The sequence below is a fragment of the Flavobacterium davisii genome (genome assembly GCF_042182265.1).
Classification (GTDB): Bacteria; Bacteroidota; Bacteroidia; order Flavobacteriales; family Flavobacteriaceae; genus Flavobacterium; species Flavobacterium davisii.
Window position 1 is genome coordinate 2,978,566 of record NZ_CP097869.1, and the last position, 25,777, is coordinate 3,004,342.

The following is a 25,777-nucleotide window of genomic DNA, read 5'->3' on the forward strand; positions in this document are numbered from 1 at the left end:
TTTTGTACATGTTGTATTATTCACTTTATATGATTCCTCCTTTCTCTTAGATGACAAGATTACCTCTTTTGAAACAGTCTCATCTTTCGTTCTATTTTTATGTATTAATTTCAAGATCTTTTATATAATCTTCATTTTCATAAAAAAATCGTTCAAAAGCATCCATTTGTTCATAAAAAAAATCAAAAACACGATCCCAAGTTGACTTATTATTAATACTAATTTCTAAGAGTTCTACCCAAATACGGCTTACCACTTTCCCATTTTCAAGGTAATAATTACGTTCAAAAATGGCTTCTGGTAAATAGTCTTCTAATAATATATTTTTCAAAGATTCTACCTTTTCAAAATATATTTTCCTCTTTTCTTCATCTCTAGGCTCTATTTCTAATAAAACTTGTGCTTTTTTATTATCTATAAAGAATTTAAAACTAACATCTTTTATTTTTGTGTTGTACAATAACCATTTTCTAGGATAGGCTTCTGCAAATTTTGTCCAAAATTCTTTCTTTATTTGTATACTTTCTTCTTTACTATACATAGTTAAAAACATTTAATAATTGTATATCTCCAAAAATAGTTTTATTTTTAGTAGATTAAATATAGCACCATTTACGACACGATTGATTATATAGTATTATTAAAACTAGATCCAAATGGAATTTTCCAATTTTTTAAAATACATTCCAAAAATAGCAAAAGAAACACTTCCCGCAATAAAGTCACATTCCAAAATGATTCCTCCAGAACGAATCAAACTTTTAGAAGGACTAAATATAGAAAACATTCTTTCTAGAAAAGCTGCTGTTATGATGTTATTTTATCCTAAAAACCATTTAACTCACTTAGCTTTAATAGTTAGAAACGCATATCCTGGGGTACATTCTTCACAAATAGCTTTTCCTGGTGGAAAAGTCGAGCCATTTGACAAAAACTTATCAGAAACTGCTTTAAGAGAAACTTTTGAAGAAATTGGGGTATCTAAGGATCAAATAGAAGTAATAAGATCTTTTACAAAAGTATATATTCCTCCTAGTAATTATTTAGTTTCGCCTTTTTTAGGGATTTGTCATGAAGAAATTATATTCAAACCAAACCCAGAAGAAGTTAGTGATATAATAGAGTTACCCTTACAACATTTTTTAAATGATGATAATATTATTCATCTGAATATGAACACTTCTTACGCAAATGAAATTGAGGTTCCAGCTTTTAAAATAGATGGGTATATCATTTGGGGAGCAACGGCTATGATGATGAGCGAATTGAAAGATATCATAAAAAAAGTCTTATAATTTTTTTTTTCATACATTTGCCTGCTCCAAATTAAAAAAATATGGGATTATTTAAACGAAATCCTTTCGGACATATATTATTTATTAAAAGATGGATTATTATTCTATTCGGAATTTGTACCCATCGTAGGTACCGAGGATTTAACCAACTTAACATTGAGGGATCAGAAATCATACGTAATTTACCCAATACGAATGTATTATTTATATCCAATCATCAGACTTATTTTGCTGATGTGGTGGCTATGTTTCATGTTTTTAATGCCAGTTTAAAAGGACGTGAAAACAATATAAAAAATATTTGGTACTTATGGAAACCTAAATTAAATCTTTATTACATAGGGGCTAAAGAAACACTAGATGCTAATTTGCTTACTAAAATCATGTCCTATGTAGGTGCTATATCTGTAGAAAGAACTTGGCGAGCAGATGGTAAAGATTTAGAAAAACACGAACAAAAGCAAGTTAACTTATCTGATTTTCGAAATATTGAAATTGCTTTGAATGATGGTTGGGTCATTACTTTTCCTCAAGGTACCACTAAATCCTTTAAACCTGTAAGAAAAGGAACTGCCCATATTATAAAAGAATACAAACCTATTGTTGTTCCTATTGTAATAGATGGTTTTAGAAGATCTTTTGACAAAAAAGGTCTGATAACCAAAAAGAAAGGAATTCTACAGAGTTTTACAATTAAAGAACCTTTACAAATAGATTATGACAACGAATCTATTGAGTCTATCGTAGAAAAAATTGAATTTGCTATAGAACAACACCCTTCTTTTTTAAAAGTTTTATCTATAGAAGAAATTAAAGAACAAGAAGAGCTTAATAAATTAAGAAAGTGGCATATAGATTAAATAGAATAGGCAACTAAAAGTCAACAAGCTTATTTGTATCTTAGATTTCATTTATGTATTAGTCATTATACTTTTATATTAGAATAAGTAACAAAATATTACATTTAACAAAAGGCTCAGATTCTAAAAATCCAAGCCTTAACTTTTTAACTTACATATATATTTTTTATGCTTTTTTAGAATCGTTAGTTGTGTTCATAAGTTCCATTAATTTCATACCTAATAAACCACTAACGCCTCCATCCGTTCCATTTGAACCTGAAATTAATACCTCTGGAATTACTTTAATATTTCCTTTACCTATTTCTTCTGTAATTTTATATTTAGTAAAATTATCACCTCCCATTGCGGAAACTTGTAATTGATATGATTCTGCTGTAGACTTACCAATAGCCATAATTTTTTCCGCTTCTGCTAAACCTGTTTTTGATATTTTTTCGGCTTCTGCACTTGCATTTAATTTGGTTGCTTCTGCTTGAGCGGCTGCTTTTGCTTTAGTTGCTTCTGCCTCCGCAATAGCGCGCATTTTCGTTGCTTCTGCTTCCGCATTTACATTTAATTTTAAACTAGCAGCATCCCCTTCTGCTTTTTTAACGGTGGCATCTGCTGTACGCTGTGCTATTTCTACACTTTGAGCTGCACGAACAATTTCTTTTTGCATATCTGCAATAGCTGTTTCTTTTTCAACTCCTTGGCGTTGTTCTTGTGCCATTTTTTGTGTTTGGTAGGTTTTTTGCTCTTCTTCTGCTATTTTTCTATCCGTTAATGTTTTCATTAATGATTCAGGAGGAATAATATCTCCAATTAAGGTATCAACTGCGTTTACATTATATTCATCTAAAACCGTTTTTATATGCCCCTTTGCTGATTCCTGACGTTCTTTACGTGTACTTAAGAATGATATTACATCACTATCTTGTGCTGAATTACGAAAATAATTTCCTATCGTTGGTTCTAATACTTGAGAAACTAAATTAGTCATGCTACCAAAGCGAGCAATAACCTTAGGTGCTTCGTTTGCAGGCACATGAATAATTTGTGACACATCTAAATTAAACGGGAAACCATCTTTTGAACGTACTGTTATAGTTGATAAATTTTTATCTAAATCATGTGATTCACTACGTGCATTTGCCCAATTTAAAACCAAATTAGTTGTTGGCACTAATTCTAATTTAGTAGTATACCTATTTAATGCGTATTTACCTGGCCCAAGAGGTTCCATCCATACACCTCGTTGTCCTTTAGAAACAATATTACCATGCTTAAAGGTTTCTCCAGTAACATCTTGTCCATCTTCTCCTATATAGGAAATTACAACACCTACGTGACCAATTGGAACATCAGTCATAGGATTTTGTTCTATCTGTATTGCCCAAGGGTTTATATAATAAGATCCTGCTAACATCACTTGTGGTTGCAAACCACGATTCCCTCCTTGGTCTAAAAAACGATCAAAATTTTGAAAATTATTATGTCCATCCGCAAATTTTCCAGCAATTTGACCGTGAGGTATAGGCTCTCCATCAAGTGCTGTTACAATTCCCACCATGTTTTCAAAAATCTTAATTTGGTCTACAATAACGATCTCAAATAAATACGTATTAATACGATACGATCCACTCGTAATAAAGGCTGTTTGACGACCTTTTTGCCCTCCTTTATCCAAAAAGCCCGTAGCATCTTGGTAATTATCACATTCAACTCTGCGTGCTAAAATTCTACCTGTAGGAATTTCTTTCCCATCTTTACTTAATATTAAACCTATTTTACCTTCTGGGATAATCGTAAATGCGGTCATATCAACTGAATATTGCCAGATCCACATCCCCCAATACAATCCTGGAGCCAACGTTTGTGCCTGAAACCCCGCTTCTCCTTTTGTTGCTATGATTCGACCATCTGGTAACGATTTATCCGTCCCAAACAACACAAACTTTTTGGTTACTAAACCTATCTTATCTTCTGGTACAATGACCATTCCAAAGAATACTCTTAAAACAAATTTGTAAAACACAATAGTTAATACCAACGGTAATAACCACCATAATGAAGCAATTGATGTCATAAATAATTAGTTTGAATAATACATTTTAATAAAATTTAATCAGATAAAAGGAAGTTTATCTTTCATTTATTACCAATAGAAATTCTTACTGCAGTAAAAATTTAGAATTTCTTTTTTTAATTAGTAACACTGTCGTATCATTTTTACATTGATTAAATTTAAATACGTTAATTATACGTTTGTCGAAAATAAAAGTTACACAAAATAACAAAACATTTACACAAAAACATAAAAGACTAAATATCAATACTTTATTCAAAAAAAAGAAATAATATTCCCTTCCTATCTTATTACATAAAATAGAATTAACATTTTTTTATCACACATTTGTATATACAAATGTTATTTTTTTTTACATTTGCTGTATCAAATTTCTATAGAAATGAAAATAGAAGAAGAAATTAAAAGTACAGTCACCTTATCGCTAGCAAAAAGGGTACTTCTAAATCTTACGTTCACCCGAAATGTAGTAGGAGATAAATTTTTGGAATTATTAAAACCCTATGACCTATCGAGTGAGCAATATAATGTATTAAGAATTTTAAGAGGTCAAAAAGGAAAACCTGCTAATATGGCTTGCATACAAGAACGTATGTTAGCTAAAACTAGTAACACCACCCGATTGGTTGACAAATTATTAATAAAAGAACTAGTTGTACGTAAAGTTTGTTCTGAGAATAAAAGAAAAATGGAAATTACAATTACAGAAAAAGGACTAGAAGTTTTAGAAGCTTTAGATCCTTTAGTATTGGCACACGAAAATGAATTTGCAGATAAATTAACACCTGCAGAATTAGAAATTTTTAATGAATTATTAGAAAAATACAGAAGTTAAATAATGAATAATTTTATTGAACACCAAAATTGGCGATATGCCACCAAAAAATTTGATTCTTCTAAGAAAGTAAATGAATCTGATTTAAACATATTAAAAGAGGCTATTCGATTAAGCACTTCTTCTTATGGTCTTCAACCTTATAAGGTACTAATCATTGATAATCCAATAATTCGTGAAGAATTAAAAGCATATTCTTGGAATCAATCACAAGTAACAGATGCTTCTCATCTATTCGTTTTTGCTAACTATACTAATTTAGATGAAACTATTATTGAGAATTACATAAAAAGAATAAGCGACATTAGAGAGATATCACAAGAAAATTTAGCTGGTTATGCTGATTTTATGAAAAGTAAAATTTTGAGCTTAACTACTAGTGAACAAGCTTTTTGGACTTCTAAACAAACTTATTTAGCTCTTGGTAATCTGTTAAATGCTGCTGCAGAACTAAAAATAGATGTAACTCCTATGGAAGGTTTTGAAGCGGATAAATACAATGAAATACTGCATTTAAATTCTCAAAATTTAAATGCAAGTTTAGTCGCAACTATAGGTTATAGACATGAAGAAGACATAACTCAGTATAATAAAAAAGTAAGAAAATCAAACGAAGAATTATTTATTAATATCTAAAACTAAAATGAAAATGAAAATTTTAAAATCTTTTGCCTTAGCAATATTAGTAACTGTAGGTGGTATTTTTACTACCAGTGCTCAAACTTCAAAAAAAGTAGACGCATCAAAAAGTAAAGTTTTATGGTTAGCCAAAAAATTTGGCGGTCAACATGATGGAGATATAAAACTAAAAGAAGGTCAATTAATTTTTAATGGTAAAGAATTAAAAGGAGGAAATTTTACGGTAGACATGACTACTATTAACACTTTAGATTTACAAGGTGAATGGAAAAACAAACTAGACATACACCTTAAAGATGGTGACTTTTTTGCTGTTGATAAATTTCCTACTTCAACTTTGGTGTTCAAAAAAATCGGAAAAAAATCTACCAATATGTATGCTGTAGAAGCTGATTTAACTATAAAAGGGATTACAAATCCTATCAAATTTGATCTAATAACGAATAAAGGTGTTGCAAATGCAACCCTAATGGTAGACCGAACTAAATATGATGTAAAATATGCTTCTAAAAACTTTGGTGCTTTAGCAGACAAAACGATTGATGACGAATTTGAATTAAAAGTTCAATTAAAATACTAATAAAAATCTATATTTAATCAAAGAGGGTGTCTGAAAAGTCAAAATTTAACATCTAGTCTATCACTTCAGCAACGGGAGAAGTCACATTATCAGTATCATGTGATTTCTCCCTATGACCGAAATGAAAGGGTGATACTTTTAGAACACCTTCTTTTTCTATTTTCTATAATGCTCTAAACGTCTTCTTTTGACTTCCAAATAATCTTTATCTTCTCCTTATTCTACTATTTTTTAGTACATAAGCCTAACGCAATGCAAAAAAGTCGAAATTACGGAACAAAACCTTTATTTTTTACTTTTGTTTAAAAAAATCAAATCACTTCTATTCTAAATCTTCTACATAAAAACTAGATAAAAAGGCTATTGATTTTTCAATATCATAATGTAATATTCTATCTTCTTTTACAAGAGGAACTTCTTCTCTGTATAATTTCAAGAAACTTTCTAAAAAATCACTCGTTTTTAAAGGTTTTCTGAAATCTATGGCTTGTGAAGCATTCATTAGTTCAATGGCCAAAATACGCTCTAGATTTTCCATTATCTTAAAGCACTTAGTTGCTGCATTAGCCCCCATAGAAACATGATCTTCTTGTCCATTACTAGAAACTATACTATCTGTACTAGCTGGAGTTGTTAACTGTTTGTTTTGACTTACAATACTAGCGGCAGTATACTGTGGAATCATAAATCCTGAATTTAATCCTGGATCCGTCACTAAAAAAGCGGGCAAGTCGCGTAAACCTGAAATTAATTGATAAGTTCTTCTTTCTGAAATATTTCCTAATTCAGCTAAAGCCATACCAAGAAAATCTAAAACCAAAGCTAAAGGCTGACCATGAAAGTTTCCTCCTGAAATAATTAAATCTTCTTCTACAAAAATATTAGGGTTATCAGTAACTGAATTAATTTCAGTTTTAAAAACTTTTTTCACATAATCAATTGTATCTTTTGAAGCACCGTGTACTTGTGGAATACAACGGAAAGAATAAGGATCTTGTACCTGTTTTTTGGGTTGTGCAATAATTTGACTACCCTCTAATAATTCTTGAAAACGTTGAGCAGTCACAATTTGTCCTTTATGAGGTCGAACCATGTGAATTAAATCATTAAATGGTTCGATTCTACCGTCAAAACCTTCTAATGAAATGGCTGCTATTACATCCGCAAGGTAACTATACTTTAATGCTTTTAATAGAAGATAGCTGCCATAAGCACTCATAAACTGTGTACCATTTAGCAATGCCAACCCTTCTTTCGATTGTAAAATAATAGGTTGCCAATTCATTTTTTCAAGTACTTTCATTGCTGGCTGGCGAAATCCGTCTACGTACACTTCCCCTTCCCCTATTAAAGGTAAACATAAATGAGCTAAAGGGGCTAAATCTCCCGAAGCACCTAATGATCCTTGGGTATAAACTATAGGAAAAATATCATTATTATAAAAATCTATCAATCGTTCTACTGTTGCTAATTGCACTCCTGAGTGTCCGTAACTTAAAGATTTAACTTTTAATAACAACATAATTTTCACAATTTCCTGTGGGACTTCATCCCCTGTTCCACAAGCATGTGATTTCATTAGATTTTCTTGAAGTTTCGATAAATTTTCATTTGAAATTTTCACATTACATAAAGAACCAAAACCTGTATTTATACCATAAATTGGTTCTTTATTTTCATTCATTTTTTTATCTAAATATTCACGACATTTTACAATATTTAATCGTGCTTCTTCTGACAATGCTAATTTTTGATTTTGCGAAATGATTTCTTGTAATGTTTCTAATGAAAATACATCGGAAGAAATATAATGAGTAGTGTCCATTTTATTCTAAAATTTGTTGCCCAAAATTCCATAAAAAAGATTAAATTTCAAAAAGAAGTTTGTTATTTCAAATAAAAAAATAGTTCCTATTTAAATGTAGTTACAAACACGTGTAACAAAATATTCCTTTTTGTCCTATTCTTTTTCAATTATAAGTTCTTTTTTTTAAATAAAATTATTCTATTCTTATTATTTCGCTTTGTTATCTGAGTAGTATAAATAAAAATTAAATGTGTTCGAAAGGAATAAAAACGAAGAAATAAAACATTTTTTACGCTATTTGAGATAATAATAACACCAAACTTTTATTTAAAAACCTTAATTTTGCAATCAATTTTTTACAAACTACTTTAAAATGAAAAACACAGCATTAACTCATATTCACGAGAATTTAGGAGCTAAGATGGTTCCTTTTGCAGGATTTAATATGCCTGTACAATACGAAGGTGTAAATATTGAACACGAAACGGTTCGTAATGGCGTAGGTGTATTTGATGTTTCTCACATGGGTGAGTTTTTTCTTAAAGGAGAAAATGCTTTAGCATTAATCCAAAAGGTAACTTCAAACGATGCTTCTAAATTAGTTAATGGTAAAGCACAATATTCATGCTTACCAAACAATGAAGGAGGTATTGTAGATGACTTAATCGTATACAAAATAGCGGACAATCATTATATGCTAGTGGTAAATGCTTCTAATATTGAAAAAGATTGGAACTGGATTTCGTCACATAATGATTTAGGAGTTACAATGGAAAATCATTCTGATGCTTATTCATTGTTAGCTATTCAAGGTCCTAAAGCGGCTGAAGCTATGCAAAGTCTAACTTCAATTGATTTAGCTAATATGGGCTATTACACTTTTCAAATGGGTGAATTTGCAGGTGTACATGACGTAATTGTGTCTGCTACTGGTTATACAGGTTCTGGAGGGTTTGAAATTTATTTCAAAAATGAAGATGCAGAAATTATTTGGAATAAAGTTTTTGAAGCAGGTGCCTCTTTTGGTATTAAACCTATTGGACTGGCTGCACGCGATACTTTACGCTTAGAAATGGGTTTTTGCTTATACGGAAATGATATTAATGATACAACATCTCCTCTTGAAGCAGGTTTAGGATGGATTACAAAATTTGAAAAAGAATTTACAAATTCTTTAAACTTAAAAAAGCAAAAAGAGGAAGGGATAACACGCAAATTAGTTGGTTTTGAATTATTAGAAAGAGGTATTCCTCGTCATGATTATGAAATTGTAGATGCTAATGGAACTGTTATTGGTGTTGTAACATCGGGTACTCAATCGCCTTCTTTAAACAAAGGAATTGGTATGGGGTACGTTCCTTCAACTTTATCTGCTCCTGAGACTGAAATTTTTATTCGAATTAGAAATAAAGATGTTGCTGCAAAAGTAGTTAAGCTACCTTTTTATAAAAAATAAAGAGATTATTTCTTCCTTCTAAGTTCAAAATAAAAGATAACTTATATTATTTTGAACTTAGATGGGAAGAATTTTATTTTTTTAACTCAAAATAGCGGTTCGGATAATCTGAAATTAGCCCATCTACTCCATACGAAATTACCTTTTCCATTTCTTCCTTTTTATTAACTGTCCAAGGAATTACTTTTATATTTTTTGCGTGCAAAAAGTCTACTTTTTGTTTATCTAACAAAATAAATTCTGGACTATAAACAGTTGGTTTAAAACCTAATTTTTTTAAATTTTTATTAATAGAAAATTTATTTTCGACTAAAAGAACTGTTTTAATTTCAGCATATTTTTGATGCAAATATTGTAAAGTTCTAACATCAAAAGACTGAATATACGTTTTATCTGTAATATTTTTATCTTTTAAGACTCCAATCAATAAGTCTACAAATTCATTTGGTAACGGATGGAATATACCATCTCCTTTGGGATCTGACTTTGTTTCTATGTTATAAAAAATTTTTCTTTCTGGGTATTTTTTTTGAATATAATCTTCAACAAAATCAATTACTTCATTTAATAAAGGCTTATGTGTTTTTATTTTTTCTTGTTCTAAAAATCTAGGATGAATTTTGCTCCCACAATCATATTTTTTTATTTCATCATAATTCATTTGAAACAAATTAAAAGACTGTTCTTTGGATACTTCAATAGTCTGATTCATTTTATCTAAACATATTTCGCATGATAAAAATGGCTCATGTGATAATAAAACTTCTTTATCTTTACTTATTACAACATCCATTTCTAGGGTAGTAACTCCTAAATCAATCGCTTTTTTCATTGCCTGTATTGAATTTTCGGGAAGTAATCCTCGGCACCCTCGATGTCCTTGGATATCAAACTCTTGCGCTTGACTTAGCAAGGGTAAAACGAGAATAAGCATTATTTTTTTCATATTTTTTTAATAGCTTCAATTAAACAATCAATATCTTCTAGAGTATTATATTTAGAAAATGAAATTCGAATATTAGGTCTTCTCAAATGGTCATTTGAAATAAATGCTTCTAAAACATGTGAAGGTTTTGAACTTCCTGATTGGCAAGCACTCCCTCTAGAAATAGCTATACCATTCATATCCATTAAAAAGACAATCATTCCTGATTTATTTTCATCTAATGGTAAGATGATATTTACAATGTTATGTTGAGTTAATTCAGGATTTCCAACAAAAATACTTTCTGAAAAATGATTTTGAAATTGTTTGATTAAATAGTCTTTTAATCCTTTAATATATTCTTTATTGGTTTCTAAATTGGTTAATGAAATTTCTAAGGCTTTTGCCATTCCTACTATATTATGAATACTTTCGGTACCAGCTCTAAGCCCTTTTTCTTGCTCTCCTCCATAAAATAGGGGTTCTAAAACAATATTTTTTTTAATGAATAGAAAACCAACTCCTTTAGGACCATGAAATTTATGTGCACTAGCTACTAAAAAATCAATTGAAATAGTTGATAAATCTACAACTGTTTTGCCTATACCTTGGACTGCATCTGTATGAAAATAGGCATTGTTTTTTTTAGCTAAATCAGCCACTTTTTTTAGATCTAAAACCGTTCCTATTTCATTATTAACGTGCATTAATGAAATTAGGGTTTTTATATCATAACGTAATAAATCTTCTAAATGACTATAATTAATTGTTCCATCTGGATTAATAGAAACGAAATCTACTTGTATTTCCATTTCTTTTTGCAACACTTTTACTGTATGCAAAACGGCATGATGTTCTATTTTAGTAGTAATAATTCTTTTTACGCCTAAAGTTTTTATTGCAGAACGAAGGATTAAATTATTAGCTTCTGTTGCACAAGATGTAAAAATAATTTCTTGCGCATTACATTTAAGATTTTTTGCAATTGTTTTCCGAGCTAATTCAAGTTCATTTTTTGCTTCTCTTCCTATTTGATGAGAAGATGATGGATTTCCGTATTGAGTGCTTAATATTCGGGTCATTTCTGTAATAACCTCAGGATATAATTCTGTTGTAGAAGCGTTATCTAAATATACTTTTTTCATTTTTAAATCTTAAACAGATTAAAAAAATAGCTTATTCATTTATTGCTATTTTTTTTAATTATCGTTTGTTTTTATTCCTTTCAAATTTAATGATTTTATATATTTGATCCTGAAAATATTTTGGAATTAAGGAAGATTATGTACACAAATTATCACCTTCTTTTTCTGAATTAATCTTTATTTTTTCCTTTAAATGAAAAAAATTTTATTACTATCGGATACTCATGGACACATAGATGAATCTATATTAAAACATGTAAATTGGGCAGATGAAGTCTGGCATGCTGGAGATATAGGAAATCTAATCGTTACGGATACTCTAAAAAAATACAAACCATTACGTGCTGTTTATGGTAATATTGATGGCACAAATGCTCGAATGGAATTCCCTCTACACAATCGCTTTTATTGTGAAAAAGTAGATGTTTTAATTACACACATTGGCGGTTATCCTAATAAGTATAATCCTGAAATTAAAGAAGAGCTCTATAAAAATCCTCCTAAATTATTTATTTGTGGTCATTCTCATATTCTAAAAGTCCAATATGATAAAAAATTAAATCTTTTGCACATGAATCCTGGAGCTTGTGGTAAAAGTGGTTTTCATCAAATGCGAACTATGTTACGTTTTGTTATTGATGATGAATCTATTAAGGAATTAGAAGTTATTGAACTAGGGGCTAGGTAGTTTTTTTATTTATATCCTTTTTTCTTCTTCTAATTTTTTTTGTTTCACAACGAAGTTTAACGCCATATTTGGGATTAACCCGGATATGGCGTTAGAAATTTATTACAAATAAATAAGGAATTTAACTCTAAAAAAGGGTGTTTATTGTATATTCATATTAGATTGATTCAAAAGTTCGCCATCTTATCGTTTATACAAAAGGAGAAATAACATACTATTACTTATAAGAATTTTCCCTTTAGTGAGATTACATTTTTTTCTAGATTTATAAGAAAATGGTTTTGCATTTTTTTTATCCTTCCCTTTTCATTTTCACTACTAAGTCGAATGTGTAATTCTATCTAACTTAATTTAAGGAATTGATAAAGAAGTAGTTTCGATTCCGTATTTTTTAATCATTTTTTTAATTTGTATCGTTTTTTTATTCTTCATTTCTTGAATATATTGGTCTGTATTTATTGGTATATAATGTTGTTTTTTGACTATCATATTCCAAATTATAACTGCTATTTTTCTTGCTGTTGCTGTAATTGCAGCACCTCTTCCTTTTTTAAAAGAAATCCTTTTAAAGAACATAACGAGGTAACCTTCTTTTTTTCTTTCAATTGTATTTGCCGCATTTCTTAATGTCAATGCAAATTTATTTTTCCCTTTTGGAGTTCTGCTACTCAAAACCTTACCTCCACTAATTTTATTATTTGGAGCTAACCTGAGCCAATTCACAAATTGCTTGGAGGTCTTGAATTTATATATATCGGTGCCTATTTCGGCTAAAAAACTAGTAACGGTTCCTGAGCAAACTGATTCTATAGCAAAGAGATCTACTCCAAAAAGTTTTAAACTATATTTCTGTACATCAAATTTGGGTTGGTTTTTCCCTTTATTCTGTTTCTTTACCAATTCGATATCTTCTGATAAAACAATTTCTCTGGTTTGATTTTTCAGCACTTGATCAATACGAGTATCGGTGTTTTTTATTTTATCTTGAATAAGTCTGTAAATATCATAACAATCGGAAAGCTCATGTAGGTATTCATTGTTTATTTTACCTTGCAAAGCGTCGGCTATTTCTTCTTTGCTTTTTTTAACTCGTTTGTCGCAATATTCAGCTAATTTTTCACCTGAAGTTTCACCTGATAGTATCATCTCAATTACTCTTATTCCAGAAACTCCTGTGATGTCACTTATCACAACGTCGAGTCTGAAGTTCATTAAACGTAATGCTTTTTGCATTTTGTTTACAAAGCTTGAACTTTGTTCAATCAAACTAGAACGATGTCTATGAAGTGTTCTTATCTGCAAAGTGGTTTCAGAGGGCAAAAAAGAACCTCGTAATAGCCCTAAAGAATGAAGTTTCTGTATCCATTGTGCATCTTTCACATCTGTCTTTGCTTTAAGGTTTTTTGTTTGAGTCCCTTGAACCAAAAGAACTTCAAAACCATTTCCCTGCAAGATCATAAACAATGATTGCCAATAACTCCCTGTGGACTCCAAAGCAACACTACGAATCTTGTTCTCTTGAAGATAAGCTACCAAAGCGCATAATCCTGATTGATAAACATTAAATTCTCTAATTTGATTTTCATCCTGTCCTATGGCTACAAAATGAGAACGTGACCCAACATCAATTCCTGCAGCATTGGGATTTACAATTTGCATTTTTTCGAAACTTTTCATAAAATATCTTTTTATTAAAATGCGAGGAAATGTAATATCTTTGCTTAAATTATTCTATACGAGATAACATGGTGTTTCATCATTGATTGTCTCAAAGGGCTTCCAAATGGAAGCCTTTTTACATTTCAGCCAAAATCTGGGAGGGGATAAATTCACCATTTTATACATAGGCTTTGCTCGCAAGTGCAAGTTAGCTCTCATTTGTCAAAGAACAATACTTTCTTGAAATTTGGGTTAAATAAAAAATGAGTTATACTAAATCTTAAACATTCTTATTTTTTCTTTAAACGCTCTTTAAAAACTTTTTCAAATTTTTCTAATTTAGGTTGAATAACATATTGACAGTAACTTTTAGTCTTATTATTTTCGTAATAATTTTGGTGATAATTTTCAGCTTTTGTGAAGCCTTTAAATGGCTCTAATGTAGTTACAATTTTAGCTCTATATGCTTTTGATTTTTCTAATGCTGCCAATAAATCTTTTGCTTTATTTTTTTGGTTTTCATTAGCATAAAAAATAACAGAACGATATTGAGATCCTACATCTGCACCTTGCCGATTTAGAGTGGTGGGATCGTGTACTGTAAAGAATATTTTAAAAATTTCATCTAAATTAGTTTTTGTCGTATCGTATTTTACCTGAACTACTTCCGCAAAACCTGTTTCTCCTGTAGACACTTCTTGATAGGTAGGATTTAGAATAGTTCCTCCTGAATATCCCGATTCAGCTGAAATAACACCATCTAGATTATCAAAAACAGCTTCAATACACCAAAAACAACCACCTCCTAATGTAATGGTTTCAATATTATTTTTTTTTGTTTGAGCTGCAACTATCATGTTAAAAAAACTGATTAAAATAATGATTGTCTTTTTCATATTTTTATTTTTTTATTTTTTTATTTTAGAATCGGGTTCAAAATCTAAAGCTATTGAATTCATACAATAGCGTTTCCCAGTAGGTTCTGGACCATCATCAAATAAATGACCTAAATGGCCATCACAACGACTACATAAGGCTTCTATTCTACTCATTCCATGTGACTTATCATCTTTAAAAACGATACTTTTTTTATTTACTTGTTCAAAAAAACTAGGCCATCCACATGAGCTTGCAAATTTAGCGTCTGATCGAAATAATGTATTTCCACAAGCGGCACAATAATAAGTTCCTTTTCCTGTATAATTCCAATATTTTCCTGTAAAGGAAGCTTCTGTATGTGCTTTTCTAGATACTAAATACAAATCTTCTGATAAAATAGACTTCCATTCTTTGTCACTCAATTTTAATTTATCAGTAGCTGTATGAGAATAATATGGGTTTTTTATTTTTCCGTTTTGAGCATTCATACTGTTTAACATAGTAAGTAGTAAAAAGAGAATACTTTTTTTTAAAATCGTAATCATAGTGGTTCTTTTATATTGTATACCAAAGGTAAGTGTGTTCAAATTTGTTAAATGTAAACTAGGTTACATCTATCAATTTCTTAACATAGTATTGTCATTTTTTAAAACTTAATATTTTTAATTAAGAACGAAAAAGGTGCTCAATTTATGAGCACCTAATCAAACAAACTTAACTAAAAAATAACACTTTACTATACGAAGCATTATCCGTTTCTATTAACCAAAAGCCTTTTTTAGCGATATAACTTTTGAAAAATAATGTTTTTGTTTTATCTAATGAGTTTAGATATTTTCGCAATGATTCTGAACTATTTATAAAATAAAGGGTTTCTTTATCCATTCTAAATTCTTTGAATAGATCTATAATTAAATTAGATCGTATTCCATTTTCGTAAATACCATTTTGATCTGAATTAAATTTTAAAAAATGATCTGATCTTTTTTCTCCTGTATCATTTTGTATTGCAATTACATCTGAATAATTCAAATCTTTTGAACTTACAGTACATAAGACCTCATCTTTGCGTATTCGTAATGACAAGTTGATATTAGAGCTATCTTGTCTTTGATTAAAACCTGTTATGTCTGTTATTTCTTGTACTGATTCCCAAATTAATTTTCCTTTAGTATCAAATTTAAATACATATAATCCTAATGGTATATTAGTATTTTCACCTAATTCTTTTGGTTCATTTCCAAAAATACCAAATACATATACATGTCCTGTACTTTTATCAATTACGTAATTATTTATTGCTAATTCAGAAAGTTTTTTATTTTTTTTATCATCAATTATTGTACCACCTCCATTGTCAGCAAATAATAAAAAATATTTAGGTACATCTATTAGGTATGAAAAATCACCAATTTTAGTTCCATTCAAATCATATACGCTTCTATAAATTGTTGCTGATTTATAGTTTTTATTGATTGATTTGGTAATAAAACTAATATTATCTTCATTTATACGAACATCAAAATTTACTCCTTCTGAATAAACAGTTGTTGTTTTATTTTCAATTTTATTCAAATCAGGCTTAATTAACTTATTTTGAGTTGCTTGACCTGAAAACAAATCGACTACTTTTAAAAATAAATCATCATTTTTAAGGTCGACTTTTTCGCTGTTTTTTTGATTAACTATTGAAAGTCCATAGATATCATTAAAATATCTAAAGTTTTCATTAATCTTAAAAAAATTACTTGAGGAACCATCTAAATTAAGTTTGTATTCTTTTGGAAACTCATTTTTATCTGAAATTTTACCTATTAAAAAAGCGGTTTCTATTGGTGAAAAAACACAATTGGCTAATCTTTCATTTGAAATTAATTTTTGTGTAAATCCATCTTTATCTAAAGCCCATATATCCTGTATTTCATTTTTATATACTTTATTTACGGGCTTTCCTTGAATTATAACAACTTTATCTTGGTTAGGTAAATAAACATACTCTAATGGTTGTTTTTCTTCTTTATATGAAATTTCAGAAATTACTTTTTGTCCAAAACTAGTACTTACTGCACCACAGGCTAAAATAATTAAACTTCGCATTTTATTAAAATCCTTGTTTAAATGTTACACCAAAAGTAAATGTTCTAGTTAAACCATCAGGACGAACTTGACGTATTACAAACGGAGCTGCTAAAGATGTTTCGATACTACTATTAGCACCCAACTTATAATTTGCAATAATATTTCCATTAAGTGTTAAACCATTGGAATTGGCTATTGTAACTTTTTGATTAAATTGATCTATATATGAATCATTTCCTAAATGGTAAATAAATAATAAATTAGGTTTTAATGTTAATTGCTCATTTGCCAACAATATTTTATAACTCGATCTAAATAATACATCTGGTTTTCTATGCAATAAGTTAGAGGAAACAAATTCTTGCGTTGGAGATAAATTACTTAAGTAAGAATTTTTATTGTCATTTAATGGTATTTGAGCTGCTAAATTAAAATCCCATTTTTTTAGTCCTGCTTCAATACCACCTATTATATCATAGGTTCCTAAACTTGACTGATAAGGCATAGGTAAAGAAATATTACTAATTTTATCATTCGCATTTGTCAACGGAATTTTAACTCCTAATAATCCTGACCATTTTAATTGGTCTGAATCATTTAATCTATAATTGGCTGTTACAAATAAATCTCCTACATTGGCTCTTTTTCCAAAATCTCCACTTGCTGCTAAACCTGTAATTTTTACATTCATAGCAAATTTGTCTGTAAATAAGCGCGTATAAGCTAAATGCGATGATAAAATATTTACATTTTGTTCACCTAAACCATAACCTGCATTAAGCTCTATATAATTTTTTACATCTTTATTTGTAGTTTTAAAAGGATTTCCTACAGAACAAAATCCAGCATCGCTACATCCTTGTGCTGTTAAAGATTGGGCACCAACACCTAATAATAAGAATAGTGTAATTTTTATTTTAGCATTCATACTTTTGTGTTATTTATTGATTATTTGTTTATTATTTATTTTTTTTATTATTAATTATTTTAGCAAGGCTGTTGCAAAAATATGATCGTATTGCTGGCAATGAATTAAAACATAACGATATTCTTTTATATTAATTCCCGATGGTATTAAATAGGTAGTTGTTTCATTATTCATAAAATTACCTAGATTAATAACGGAATTTGTTGTATCAGATTTAGATAAATAAACTCTTAGGTCTGGTCCTGATGATACCATAACATCCGACAATTTTAATTTATACTGTTCTTTATCTAAAAATAAATCTACTTTACCTACAGCTGAAATTCCCGAAGTAGGCAAAAAATTTCCTGTTTGCAACAAAACTGCTGATTCGCTAACTTTCAGAGTTGTATTTTGTTTTACTAATACGCCTTCTTGCTCACAAGAAAAAATTAAAAAAGACAATCCAAGAAGTATTTTTTTTTTCATATTTATTATAATTCAATTTATTTATTTGCAAAAAGATTCTTTCTTTTTTCTTGTAATTATATAGTTTATATTATCTATAGTATATTAACACAAAATTAGTTTTCAAAACGACGACTAAATGTTAACTAGATTACATTATATAAATTTGTTTCAATTTTTTTTTTTCTATTAATTTGTCACATGATAAATCCATCAGCACACGGTTGGGTACACAAATTTTTCTTTGAGCAATCCTCACAAGAGCAGTTTAATATATTTGATTCTGAAAGCTTTTATATAGCTACTAGAAACAGTGGCTTTTTAGTAGGTTATACAACTTGTTTCATAACACCTATACCCATTGAAATTGATTCACTTACTATAGAAGAAATTTCAAAAATTGCTTTACTAAATTCTTTATTTGGAATTTATCAAATCATAAAAAAGAATAATAACAGCATACAATTTACTCAAGATATTATTACATTTTATCAAGAATTACATCCAATAGATTCTGGGCTTTTTGACTTTTTTTTACCAAATGATAGTTTTGAAAGTAAATTAGAAAAAATCATTTCTAATCGTATCAAGACAAATGATAATATTATTAGTAAAAATTTTTCACATATCGTAACAAATGCTTTATTATTCATTGATGTACTAGCATTCAAAAAATACATTGAAAACGGTTATTTACCTAAAAAATATCTAAAAAAAATTGAAGAAATAATTGTAAACGTTATTTCATTAGCATTAAATACGAAAACTACAAAATCTGCATATGATGATCTTTTGCAAAGATTATTTGATTCTTCTGTTCGCTATTCTAAATTTAACAGAACAAATACGAAAACGACTTTAGAAAATATTGATCTTTCCTATCTAATAGATGATTACGAAAAATTCTACCTCATGGATCTTACCAATATGGCATTATGGAATGACGGTCAAATGGATGAATCTGAACGTCATTTTTTAAAACTTTTAAATCATCAATTAAATCTTTCAGATTCTTTTGTTAGTAAAAGTATTAATGACATGGATCTATTTTTAGGTCTTCACAAAAAACGTATTCCTTATTTTAATTATTCAAATCCTGTTAAACATTTTTATGACCAAACTAGTTTAAATATTCAAACATTAATACAAAGAAATAAGAAACGTCTTTTAATTGAACTATCACAAAGCAAAGAACTCGTTATATTATTATCACAATCTACCACAAGGGAACTTAATCCCGAAGAAAAGAAAAAAGTTAAGAACCAAATATTAGACATTTGTAAAACAATTCCCTCACTTACCATTTTTCTAGTACCTGGAGGTAGTTTATTATTACCTATACTTATAAAATTTATTCCTAAGCTTCTTCCTTCTGCTTTTAATGAAAATTTAGATAAACACTAATTAGTTAGTTGTTTCTTCTAACCATGCACTCATCATCCAGATGGTTTTTTCTTGTTCTTTTATAAAATCACTCATCATAGAGCTAGTTCCTTCATCATCTATGATATCTGAGTTCTTTAAAATCTTACGTTCTATTACTAATAAAGTCGTAATGGATTCTACAATTAGCTTAATAGCTTTTTCATCATTAGAAATATTTTTACCAGCTATAAGTTCACTATTTTTTAAATAATCTTCAAAAGTATGATAAGGTATAGCTCCTAAAGTTAAAATGCGTTCAGCTATCATATCAATTTTAAGCTGTGAATCATTATATAACTCTTCAAATTTTAGATGTAAATCGAAAAATCTTTTTCCACGTATATTCCAATGTAAACCTCTCAGGTTTTGATAATAAATTTGAAAATTAGATAATAACATATTCAATTGAATTGTTAATTCTTTTGTTTCTTCTACTGGTAATCCTAAGTTATTTATTTTCATTTCAGTCTGTTATTTAATTATTTTTATCTCTTTTTCATTATTAAATTTTGACAAAATTATTTTTAATCATTACGGATTAATCTTATCTTTAACAACAAAATAAATACAAAATGTTAAATTGTATCATTTATTCAATAAAGCATTCCTTTTCAGTTCAAAAGTATTTTTATTTAACTACTTTATACTATAAAATAAATTGATTCTATTTATATTTGTATAAAAAAATCTTATCAAATGACTATTACACAATTACAGTATGTATTGGCTGTAGCAGAACATAAAAATTTTACACAAGCAGCTGAAAAATGTTTTGTAACGCAACCTACACTGAGTATGCAGATTCAAAAAATTGAGGAAGAACTGGATATTATCATTTTTGACAGAACAAAGAAACCTATTCAACTTACTGAAGTTGGAAGAAAAATTGTAGAGCAAGCTAAGAATATAGTAAATGAAGCTGATCGAATTCAGGATATTGTTGATCAAGAAAAGGGTTTCATAGGAGGTGAATTTAGAATTGGTATTATACCAACGGTAATGCCTACCTTATTACCTATGTTTTTAAATAATTTTATAAAAAAATATCCAAAAGTTAAACTAATTATAGAGGAATTAAATACAGCTGAAATAATAACTAAATTAAAAAATGGTCATTTAGATGCTGCAATAGCTGCTACTCCTTTAGAAGAAGAAAAAATTAAAGAAGTTGTACTATACTATGAACCTTTTATGGTTTATGTTCCTGAAAGTCATAGTAAATTTAGCAAAACGGAATTGGAAATTGAAGATTTAAATGTTGAAGAAATTTTGTTATTACAAGATGGTCATTGCTTTAGAGATGGTATTTTAAATCTTTGTCAAAACAAAAATATATCTAAAGAGAATAAATTTCAATTAGAAAGTGGTAGTTTTGAAACACTTATACGATTAGCAAACGAAGGACTAGGTGTTACTTTACTTCCTTATTTACATACTCTTGACTTATCCGAGAAAGAAAAATTAAAATTACGTCATTTTAAAGATCCTAAACCATCAAGAGAAGTGAGTTTGTTAATCCCAAAAAATGAATTGAAAATTCATATTATAGATGCTTTACGTAATGTAATTTCAGGAGTTTTAAGAGGAGCCATTGCTTTTCAAAATGTTGAAATTATTAGCCCTCTTTCAAAAAAATAAAAGTGTTTGCTATTTAAACTAAAAACTTCTTTTTTTTAAAAAAAATAACTTTTTACATCTACCAATTCAAATTATCAAATTAAAAACATACAAAAAAGCTATCCTTTATTTTATAGGATAGCTTTTGATAATTATGTTATAACTTTATTTTAATCCCGCTAAACTCTGTTCGATAGTAAGAATTTTAGCCAAAGCATCCGCTTCTTTTTTACGTTCATTAGTAATTACTTGTTCAGGAGCCCCTAAAACAAATTTTTCATTAGAAAGTTTACCTTGAACAGATTTTAAAAAACCTTTCGTATAATTTAACTCTTCTGTTAATTTTTTTATTTCAGCCTCAATATCAATCCCCTCGCCTACTGGAATAAAAAATTCATTTGATTTTACACGATAAGATAACGCTCCATTTACTTTTTCTGAAACATATTCTAAACTAGATATATTTCCTAATTTTGTAATTACGCTGTCAAAAAAAGTAGAAGCTTTTTCATTATTTACCACCTTTAATTCAATAGCATCTTTAAACGATATATTTTTATCTTTCCGGATAGTACGTATTCCTGATATTACCTCTGTTGTAAAATCAAAATCTGCAATTAATTTTTCATCATATAGCTTTACTTCTGGCCATTGAGAAATAATTAATGCTTCTTCAGGAGTTCTATCTGCAATATATTGCCAAATTTCTTCTGTTAAAAATGGCATAAACGGATGTAACAATTTTAAGTTAGCTTCTAACATTTCAATTGCTTTATCAAAAGTAGTTTTATCAATAGGTTGTTGATACCCTGGTTTAATCATTTCTAAAAACCAAGAACAAAAATCATCCCAAACTAATTTATAAATAGCCATTAAAGCATCGGATATTCTATATTTCTCAAAATTATCTTCTATTTCAGCTAATGTTTTTTGTAATTTGGCTTCATACCAAGCAATTGCTGATTTAGAAGCTTCAGGTTGTTCAATATCTGCTACTTCCCAACCTTTGATTAAACGAAAAGCATTCCATATTTTATTCGCAAATCCTTTCCCTTGATTACACAATTCTTCATCAAACAAAATATCGTTACCAGCAGATGCACTTAATAACAAACCACAACGAACTCCATCAGCTCCAAATTTCTCGATTAAATCTAATGGATCTGGTGAATTTCCTAACGACTTAGACATTTTGCGCCCTTGTTTATCACGTACTAAACCTGTTAAATAAACATTAGTGAACGGTTTAGCATCTGCATACTCATAACCTGCTATAATCATACGAGCTACCCAAAAGAATAAAATATCGGGACCTGTAACTAAATCATTGGTAGGATAATAGTATTTAAAATCTTCATTTTCAGTATCTAACATACCACCAAAAACAGCTATTGGCCATAACCATGAAGAAAACCAAGTATCTAATGCGTCTTGATCTTGCTTTAAATCCTTTATGGTTAATTGTACGTTATTAGTTACTTTTTGAGCTAATAATAAAGCTTCTTCCTTCGTTTCTGCTACTACAAAATCTTCCTTCCCTTCACCATAATAGTAAGCTGGAATTTGTTGCCCCCACCATAACTGACGTGAGATATTCCAATCGCGAATGTTTTCCATCCAATGACGATACGTATTATTAAAACGAGAAGGATATAATTTTACTTCTTCTGTTTCTAATACTGCTTTAATAGCTGGTTTAACTAATTCCTCCATTCGTAAGAACCACTGATCAGATAATCTTGGTTCAATAACTGCTTTGGTTCTTTCGGAAGTACCTACTTTATTTAAGTGATTTTCTACTTTAGATAAAGCACCAATAATTTCCAATTCCTTTGTAATTTCTTCACGTACAACAAAACGATCTTTACCTTGATAATGTAGTCCAAAAGAGTTCAAAGTAGCATCTTCATTAAAAATATCAATAATTTCTAATTTATGTTTATCTCCTAATTCTTTATCATTCACATCGTGAGCAGGCGTTACTTTCAAACAACCTGTTCCAAATTCCATATCCACATAATCATCGAAAATAATTGGGATAACACGATTACAAATAGGTACAATTGCCTTTTTCCCTTTTAAATGTTGGTAGCGTTCATCTTCTGGATGAATACAGATGGCCGTATCACCTAGAATAGTTTCAGGACGAGTAGTTGCTATAATTACACATTCTTCACTTCCTTCAATTTGATATTTTAAATGATATAATTTACCTTGACGTTCTTCATAAATAACTTCTTCATCAGAAAGCGTAGTTTTAGCTTCTGGATCCCAATTTACCATACGATAACCACGATAAATCATCCCTTTATTATATAAATCCACAAATGATTTGATAACCGAAGCTGTCATGTCATCATCCATAGTAAACTTAGTGCGATCCCAATCACAAGAACAACCTAATTGCTTTAATTGTTCTAGGATAGTTCCTCCATATTTTTCTGTCCATTCCCAAGCATGTTTTAAAAAATCTTCACGTGATAAATCATTTTTATTAATACCTTCAGATTTTAATTTAGCAACCACTTTAGCTTCGGTAGCAATAGACGCATGATCCGTTCCAGGAACCCAACAAGCGTTGAATCCTTTTAAACGAGCACGGCGAATTAATACATCTTGAATAGTATTATTTAACATGTGTCCCATGTGCAACACGCCTGTTACATTAGGTGGCGGAATAGTAATTGTATAAGGTTTTCTATGGTCTGGTGTAGAACGGAAATACTTGTTTTCCATCCAATAGTCATACCATTTTTTTTCTACTGACTTTGGATCGAATTGTGCTGGTATCATATTATGAATTTTATTTTTAAATTTTTAAATTTTAAAATGTTATGAATAGCTAAATAATTTCAATGAAAACAACCGCAATACAGTTAAAACATCGAAATATTAAGGATTACTGACACAAAAGACAGACTCGTTCCTGTAGAAAAATAGAAGTATTTTTTTGGTACACTTTTTGTATTTTTATGCAAAAGTAAATAAACCACTTAAAAATAAAAAGTTTAAATTTTTTTTTTGTAGGTTTACCTAAAAGAAAGTATTTTTATCCATTCTAAATTAAACCAAATGAAGCGAACTTTATTTTTTACGATACTAGCATTATTAAGTTTTTCCTTACAAGCTCAAAGTGGAGCTAAAATAGAATTTAAAACAAATGAAATTGATTATGGTACTATTAGTAAGTCCAGTGATAACGGTATTCGTTTTTTTGAATTTACTAATACAGGAGATGCTCCACTTATTATAAAAAATGTACAGTCTACTTGTGGATGTACAATTCCTTCTTTTTCTAAAGACCCTGTTGATCCTGGAAAATCTGGAAAAATCGAAGTAAAATACAATATGAATCCAGGACCTATTCGTAAATCAATCATGGTAGAAAGTAACGCTATTAATACGGAAAGTGGCCTAACCCCTTTAAAAATAAAAGGAATTGTAGAACTTTAGTTAATTTTATTAAACATAAAAAATATAAAAAGAAGGTGTCCTAAAAGGTCAAAATCTTGTCATTTAGACCAAGGGAGCCCTGAAAGTTTTACTCCAATAGACGAAGCAAATCGTACTGATAATGCAACTTCTCCTTTCGTCGAAGTCACAGATTAGACGTTAAATTTTGACTTTTCAAACACCTTCTTAGACACTTAGTACTTTATTGTTATTTATGCAAAAAAGTCCTTATACCATTTATACTATTTTATTTCTTTATAAATTCTCTTGCTTTTTCTAAATCCTCAGGTGTATCTATGCCTATGCTTCCATGAGTAGTTTCAACCATACGAATGCGTTTACCATATTCTAAATAACGTAATTGCTCTAATTTTTCTGAAGCTTCTAATGACAGCATAGGTAAACGGTAAAAATCCATTAAAGCCTCTTTTCTAAAACCATAAATCCCAATATGCTTCATATACCTAACTCCTACATTTTTCTCTCGTGGATAAGGAATTATTGAACGTGAAAAATACAATGCAAAACCTTGTTGATCCACAATAACTTTAACATTATTCGGATTTTCAATTTCTACTTTATCTTCTATTTCAAACATTAAAGAAGCTAAATCTACTTTTCTATCTACATCTTCTTTAAAAATTTTAATAATCTTTTTTAACGGTTCCGCATCAATAAAAGGTTCATCTCCTTGTACATTAATTACTATATCTACTTCCAAGTTTTCAACAGCTTCTGCTATACGATCACTCCCACTTTCATGCTCTTTGAGACTCATTATAGCTTTTCCTCCATTAGACACAATTTCATTATAAATCAGATCTGAATCTGTTACAACAAATACATCATCAAATAACTGAGCATCTACAGCAGATTCATAGGTACGAAGTATGACACTCTTACCTCCTAAATCTTGCATCAATTTAGCAGGAAAACGAGTTGAAGCATAACGAGCAGGTATTACGGCTATTATTTTCATTTTAACTTTTTTA

Annotated in this window: 24 protein-coding genes; 10 read left to right on the forward strand and 14 right to left on the reverse strand. The window is 29.2% G+C overall.

Annotated features, from left to right (window positions below; translation table 11 throughout):
- Positions 1-97: 97 nt before the first annotated feature.
- Positions 98-541 (reverse strand): DUF4268 domain-containing protein, encoded by a 444-nt coding sequence (locus NAB20_RS12770; RefSeq protein ID WP_088392873.1) that lies wholly within the window; start codon positions 539-541, stop codon positions 98-100.
- Between the two features lie 115 nt (positions 542-656).
- On the opposite strand from NAB20_RS12770, the gene NAB20_RS12775 reads away from it, so the two are divergent.
- Together NAB20_RS12775 and NAB20_RS12780 are read left to right on the forward strand one after the other, a co-directional pair.
- Positions 657-1,295 (forward strand): CoA pyrophosphatase, encoded by a 639-nt coding sequence (locus tag NAB20_RS12775; RefSeq protein ID WP_105196903.1) that lies wholly within the window; start codon positions 657-659, stop codon positions 1,293-1,295.
- Positions 1,296-1,336: 41 nt separating this feature from the next.
- Entirely contained in the window at positions 1,337-2,155 is an 819-nt protein-coding gene (locus NAB20_RS12780; RefSeq protein WP_105196902.1) for a 1-acyl-sn-glycerol-3-phosphate acyltransferase, read from the forward strand.
- Between the two features lie 166 nt (positions 2,156-2,321).
- Here NAB20_RS12780 and NAB20_RS12785 read toward each other — a convergent pair whose 3' ends face one another.
- Positions 2,322-4,223, reverse strand: a complete 1,902-nt coding sequence (locus tag NAB20_RS12785) for an SPFH domain-containing protein (protein ID WP_127822954.1) — start codon at positions 4,221-4,223, stop codon at positions 2,322-2,324.
- 382 nt (positions 4,224-4,605) lie between these two features.
- Between NAB20_RS12785 and NAB20_RS12790 the strand changes: the two genes are divergently transcribed.
- From NAB20_RS12790 to NAB20_RS12800, 3 genes are read left to right on the forward strand one after another with little or no spacing between them, the layout of a single operon-like run.
- A complete protein-coding gene (locus tag NAB20_RS12790) occupies positions 4,606-5,058 on the forward strand; it encodes a MarR family winged helix-turn-helix transcriptional regulator (protein WP_105196900.1) in 453 nt (150 codons plus the stop codon).
- A 3-nt stretch (positions 5,059-5,061) separates the two neighbouring features.
- A complete protein-coding gene (locus NAB20_RS12795) occupies positions 5,062-5,694 on the forward strand; it encodes an NAD(P)H-dependent oxidoreductase (protein ID WP_105196899.1) in 633 nt (210 codons plus the stop codon).
- 13 nt (positions 5,695-5,707) lie between these two features.
- A complete protein-coding gene (locus tag NAB20_RS12800; RefSeq protein ID WP_375605230.1) occupies positions 5,708-6,277 on the forward strand; it encodes a YceI family protein in 570 nt (189 codons plus the stop codon).
- A gap of 322 nt (positions 6,278-6,599) precedes the next feature.
- Here NAB20_RS12800 and hutH read toward each other — a convergent pair whose 3' ends face one another.
- Entirely contained in the window at positions 6,600-8,102 is a 1,503-nt protein-coding gene (gene hutH, locus NAB20_RS12805) for a histidine ammonia-lyase (RefSeq protein WP_088392857.1), read from the reverse strand.
- 355 nt (positions 8,103-8,457) lie between these two features.
- Here hutH and gcvT point away from each other — a divergent pair, with 355 nt between their 5' ends.
- Positions 8,458-9,540 carry a glycine cleavage system aminomethyltransferase GcvT gene (gcvT, locus tag NAB20_RS12810; protein WP_235877714.1) on the forward strand — a complete coding sequence of 361 codons (1,083 nt, stop codon included), beginning with the start codon at positions 8,458-8,460 and terminating at the stop codon, positions 9,538-9,540.
- 73 nt (positions 9,541-9,613) lie between these two features.
- Here the strand turns inward: gcvT and NAB20_RS12815 are convergent, their stop codons facing one another.
- Both NAB20_RS12815 and NAB20_RS12820 read right to left on the reverse strand, forming a co-directional pair.
- Positions 9,614-10,486: a glycerophosphodiester phosphodiesterase gene (locus tag NAB20_RS12815; protein ID WP_375605231.1), complete on the reverse strand. Its 873-nt coding sequence runs from the start codon at positions 10,484-10,486 to the stop codon at positions 9,614-9,616.
- Positions 10,483-11,610 (reverse strand): cysteine desulfurase family protein, encoded by a 1,128-nt coding sequence (locus tag NAB20_RS12820; protein ID WP_375605232.1) that lies wholly within the window; start codon positions 11,608-11,610, stop codon positions 10,483-10,485. The genes NAB20_RS12815 and NAB20_RS12820 overlap by 4 nt, the downstream gene beginning before the upstream one ends.
- Before the next feature lie 193 nt (positions 11,611-11,803).
- Here NAB20_RS12820 and NAB20_RS12825 point away from each other — a divergent pair, with 193 nt between their 5' ends.
- On the forward strand, positions 11,804-12,298 hold the full coding sequence (locus NAB20_RS12825; RefSeq protein ID WP_105196895.1) for a metallophosphoesterase: 495 nt from the start codon (positions 11,804-11,806) through the stop codon (positions 12,296-12,298).
- A gap of 351 nt (positions 12,299-12,649) precedes the next feature.
- On the opposite strand, the gene NAB20_RS12830 is transcribed toward NAB20_RS12825, so the two are convergent.
- The 6 genes from NAB20_RS12830 to NAB20_RS12855 all read right to left on the reverse strand — a co-directional run bounded on the left by NAB20_RS12830 (position 12,650) and on the right by NAB20_RS12855 (position 18,311).
- Complete coding sequence (locus tag NAB20_RS12830; protein WP_127823170.1) at positions 12,650-13,975, reverse strand: IS110 family transposase; 1,326 nt, start codon at positions 13,973-13,975, stop codon at positions 12,650-12,652.
- Positions 13,976-14,247: 272 nt separating this feature from the next.
- Positions 14,248-14,853: a peptide-methionine (S)-S-oxide reductase MsrA gene (msrA, locus tag NAB20_RS12835; RefSeq protein ID WP_088394914.1), complete on the reverse strand. Its 606-nt coding sequence runs from the start codon at positions 14,851-14,853 to the stop codon at positions 14,248-14,250.
- Between the two features lie 12 nt (positions 14,854-14,865).
- Positions 14,866-15,336: a peptide-methionine (R)-S-oxide reductase MsrB gene (msrB, locus tag NAB20_RS12840; protein ID WP_240668930.1), complete on the reverse strand. Its 471-nt coding sequence runs from the start codon at positions 15,334-15,336 to the stop codon at positions 14,866-14,868.
- A gap of 214 nt (positions 15,337-15,550) precedes the next feature.
- Entirely contained in the window at positions 15,551-16,933 is a 1,383-nt protein-coding gene (locus tag NAB20_RS12845) for a hypothetical protein (RefSeq protein ID WP_105196893.1), read from the reverse strand.
- 4 nt (positions 16,934-16,937) lie between these two features.
- Entirely contained in the window at positions 16,938-17,843 is a 906-nt protein-coding gene (locus NAB20_RS12850; RefSeq protein ID WP_105196892.1) for a hypothetical protein, read from the reverse strand.
- A gap of 54 nt (positions 17,844-17,897) precedes the next feature.
- Positions 17,898-18,311, reverse strand: coding sequence for a DM13 domain-containing protein (locus NAB20_RS12855; RefSeq protein ID WP_127822948.1), 414 nt, complete (start codon positions 18,309-18,311; stop codon positions 17,898-17,900).
- Between the two features lie 180 nt (positions 18,312-18,491).
- Between NAB20_RS12855 and NAB20_RS12860 the strand changes: the two genes are divergently transcribed.
- Positions 18,492-19,694, forward strand: a complete 1,203-nt coding sequence (locus NAB20_RS12860; RefSeq protein ID WP_375605233.1) for an LETM1-related biofilm-associated protein — start codon at positions 18,492-18,494, stop codon at positions 19,692-19,694.
- On the opposite strand, the gene NAB20_RS12865 is transcribed toward NAB20_RS12860, so the two are convergent.
- Positions 19,695-20,177, reverse strand: a complete 483-nt coding sequence (locus NAB20_RS12865) for a Dps family protein (RefSeq protein WP_105196889.1) — start codon at positions 20,175-20,177, stop codon at positions 19,695-19,697.
- A 234-nt stretch (positions 20,178-20,411) separates the two neighbouring features.
- On the opposite strand from NAB20_RS12865, the gene NAB20_RS12870 reads away from it, so the two are divergent.
- The gene (locus tag NAB20_RS12870; protein WP_105196888.1) at positions 20,412-21,353 is read left to right on the forward strand and encodes a LysR substrate-binding domain-containing protein; all 942 of its coding nucleotides are present in this window, start codon (positions 20,412-20,414) and stop codon (positions 21,351-21,353) included.
- A gap of 144 nt (positions 21,354-21,497) precedes the next feature.
- On the opposite strand, the gene NAB20_RS12875 is transcribed toward NAB20_RS12870, so the two are convergent.
- Positions 21,498-24,125, reverse strand: a complete 2,628-nt coding sequence (locus NAB20_RS12875) for a valine--tRNA ligase (RefSeq protein ID WP_375605234.1) — start codon at positions 24,123-24,125, stop codon at positions 21,498-21,500.
- 279 nt (positions 24,126-24,404) lie between these two features.
- Here NAB20_RS12875 and NAB20_RS12880 point away from each other — a divergent pair, with 279 nt between their 5' ends.
- A complete protein-coding gene (locus tag NAB20_RS12880; protein ID WP_088394521.1) occupies positions 24,405-24,785 on the forward strand; it encodes a DUF1573 domain-containing protein in 381 nt (126 codons plus the stop codon).
- 247 nt (positions 24,786-25,032) lie between these two features.
- Here NAB20_RS12880 and kdsB read toward each other — a convergent pair whose 3' ends face one another.
- Positions 25,033-25,764, reverse strand: a complete 732-nt coding sequence (gene kdsB, locus NAB20_RS12885) for a 3-deoxy-manno-octulosonate cytidylyltransferase (protein WP_088394389.1) — start codon at positions 25,762-25,764, stop codon at positions 25,033-25,035.
- Positions 25,765-25,777 lie beyond the last annotated feature (13 nt).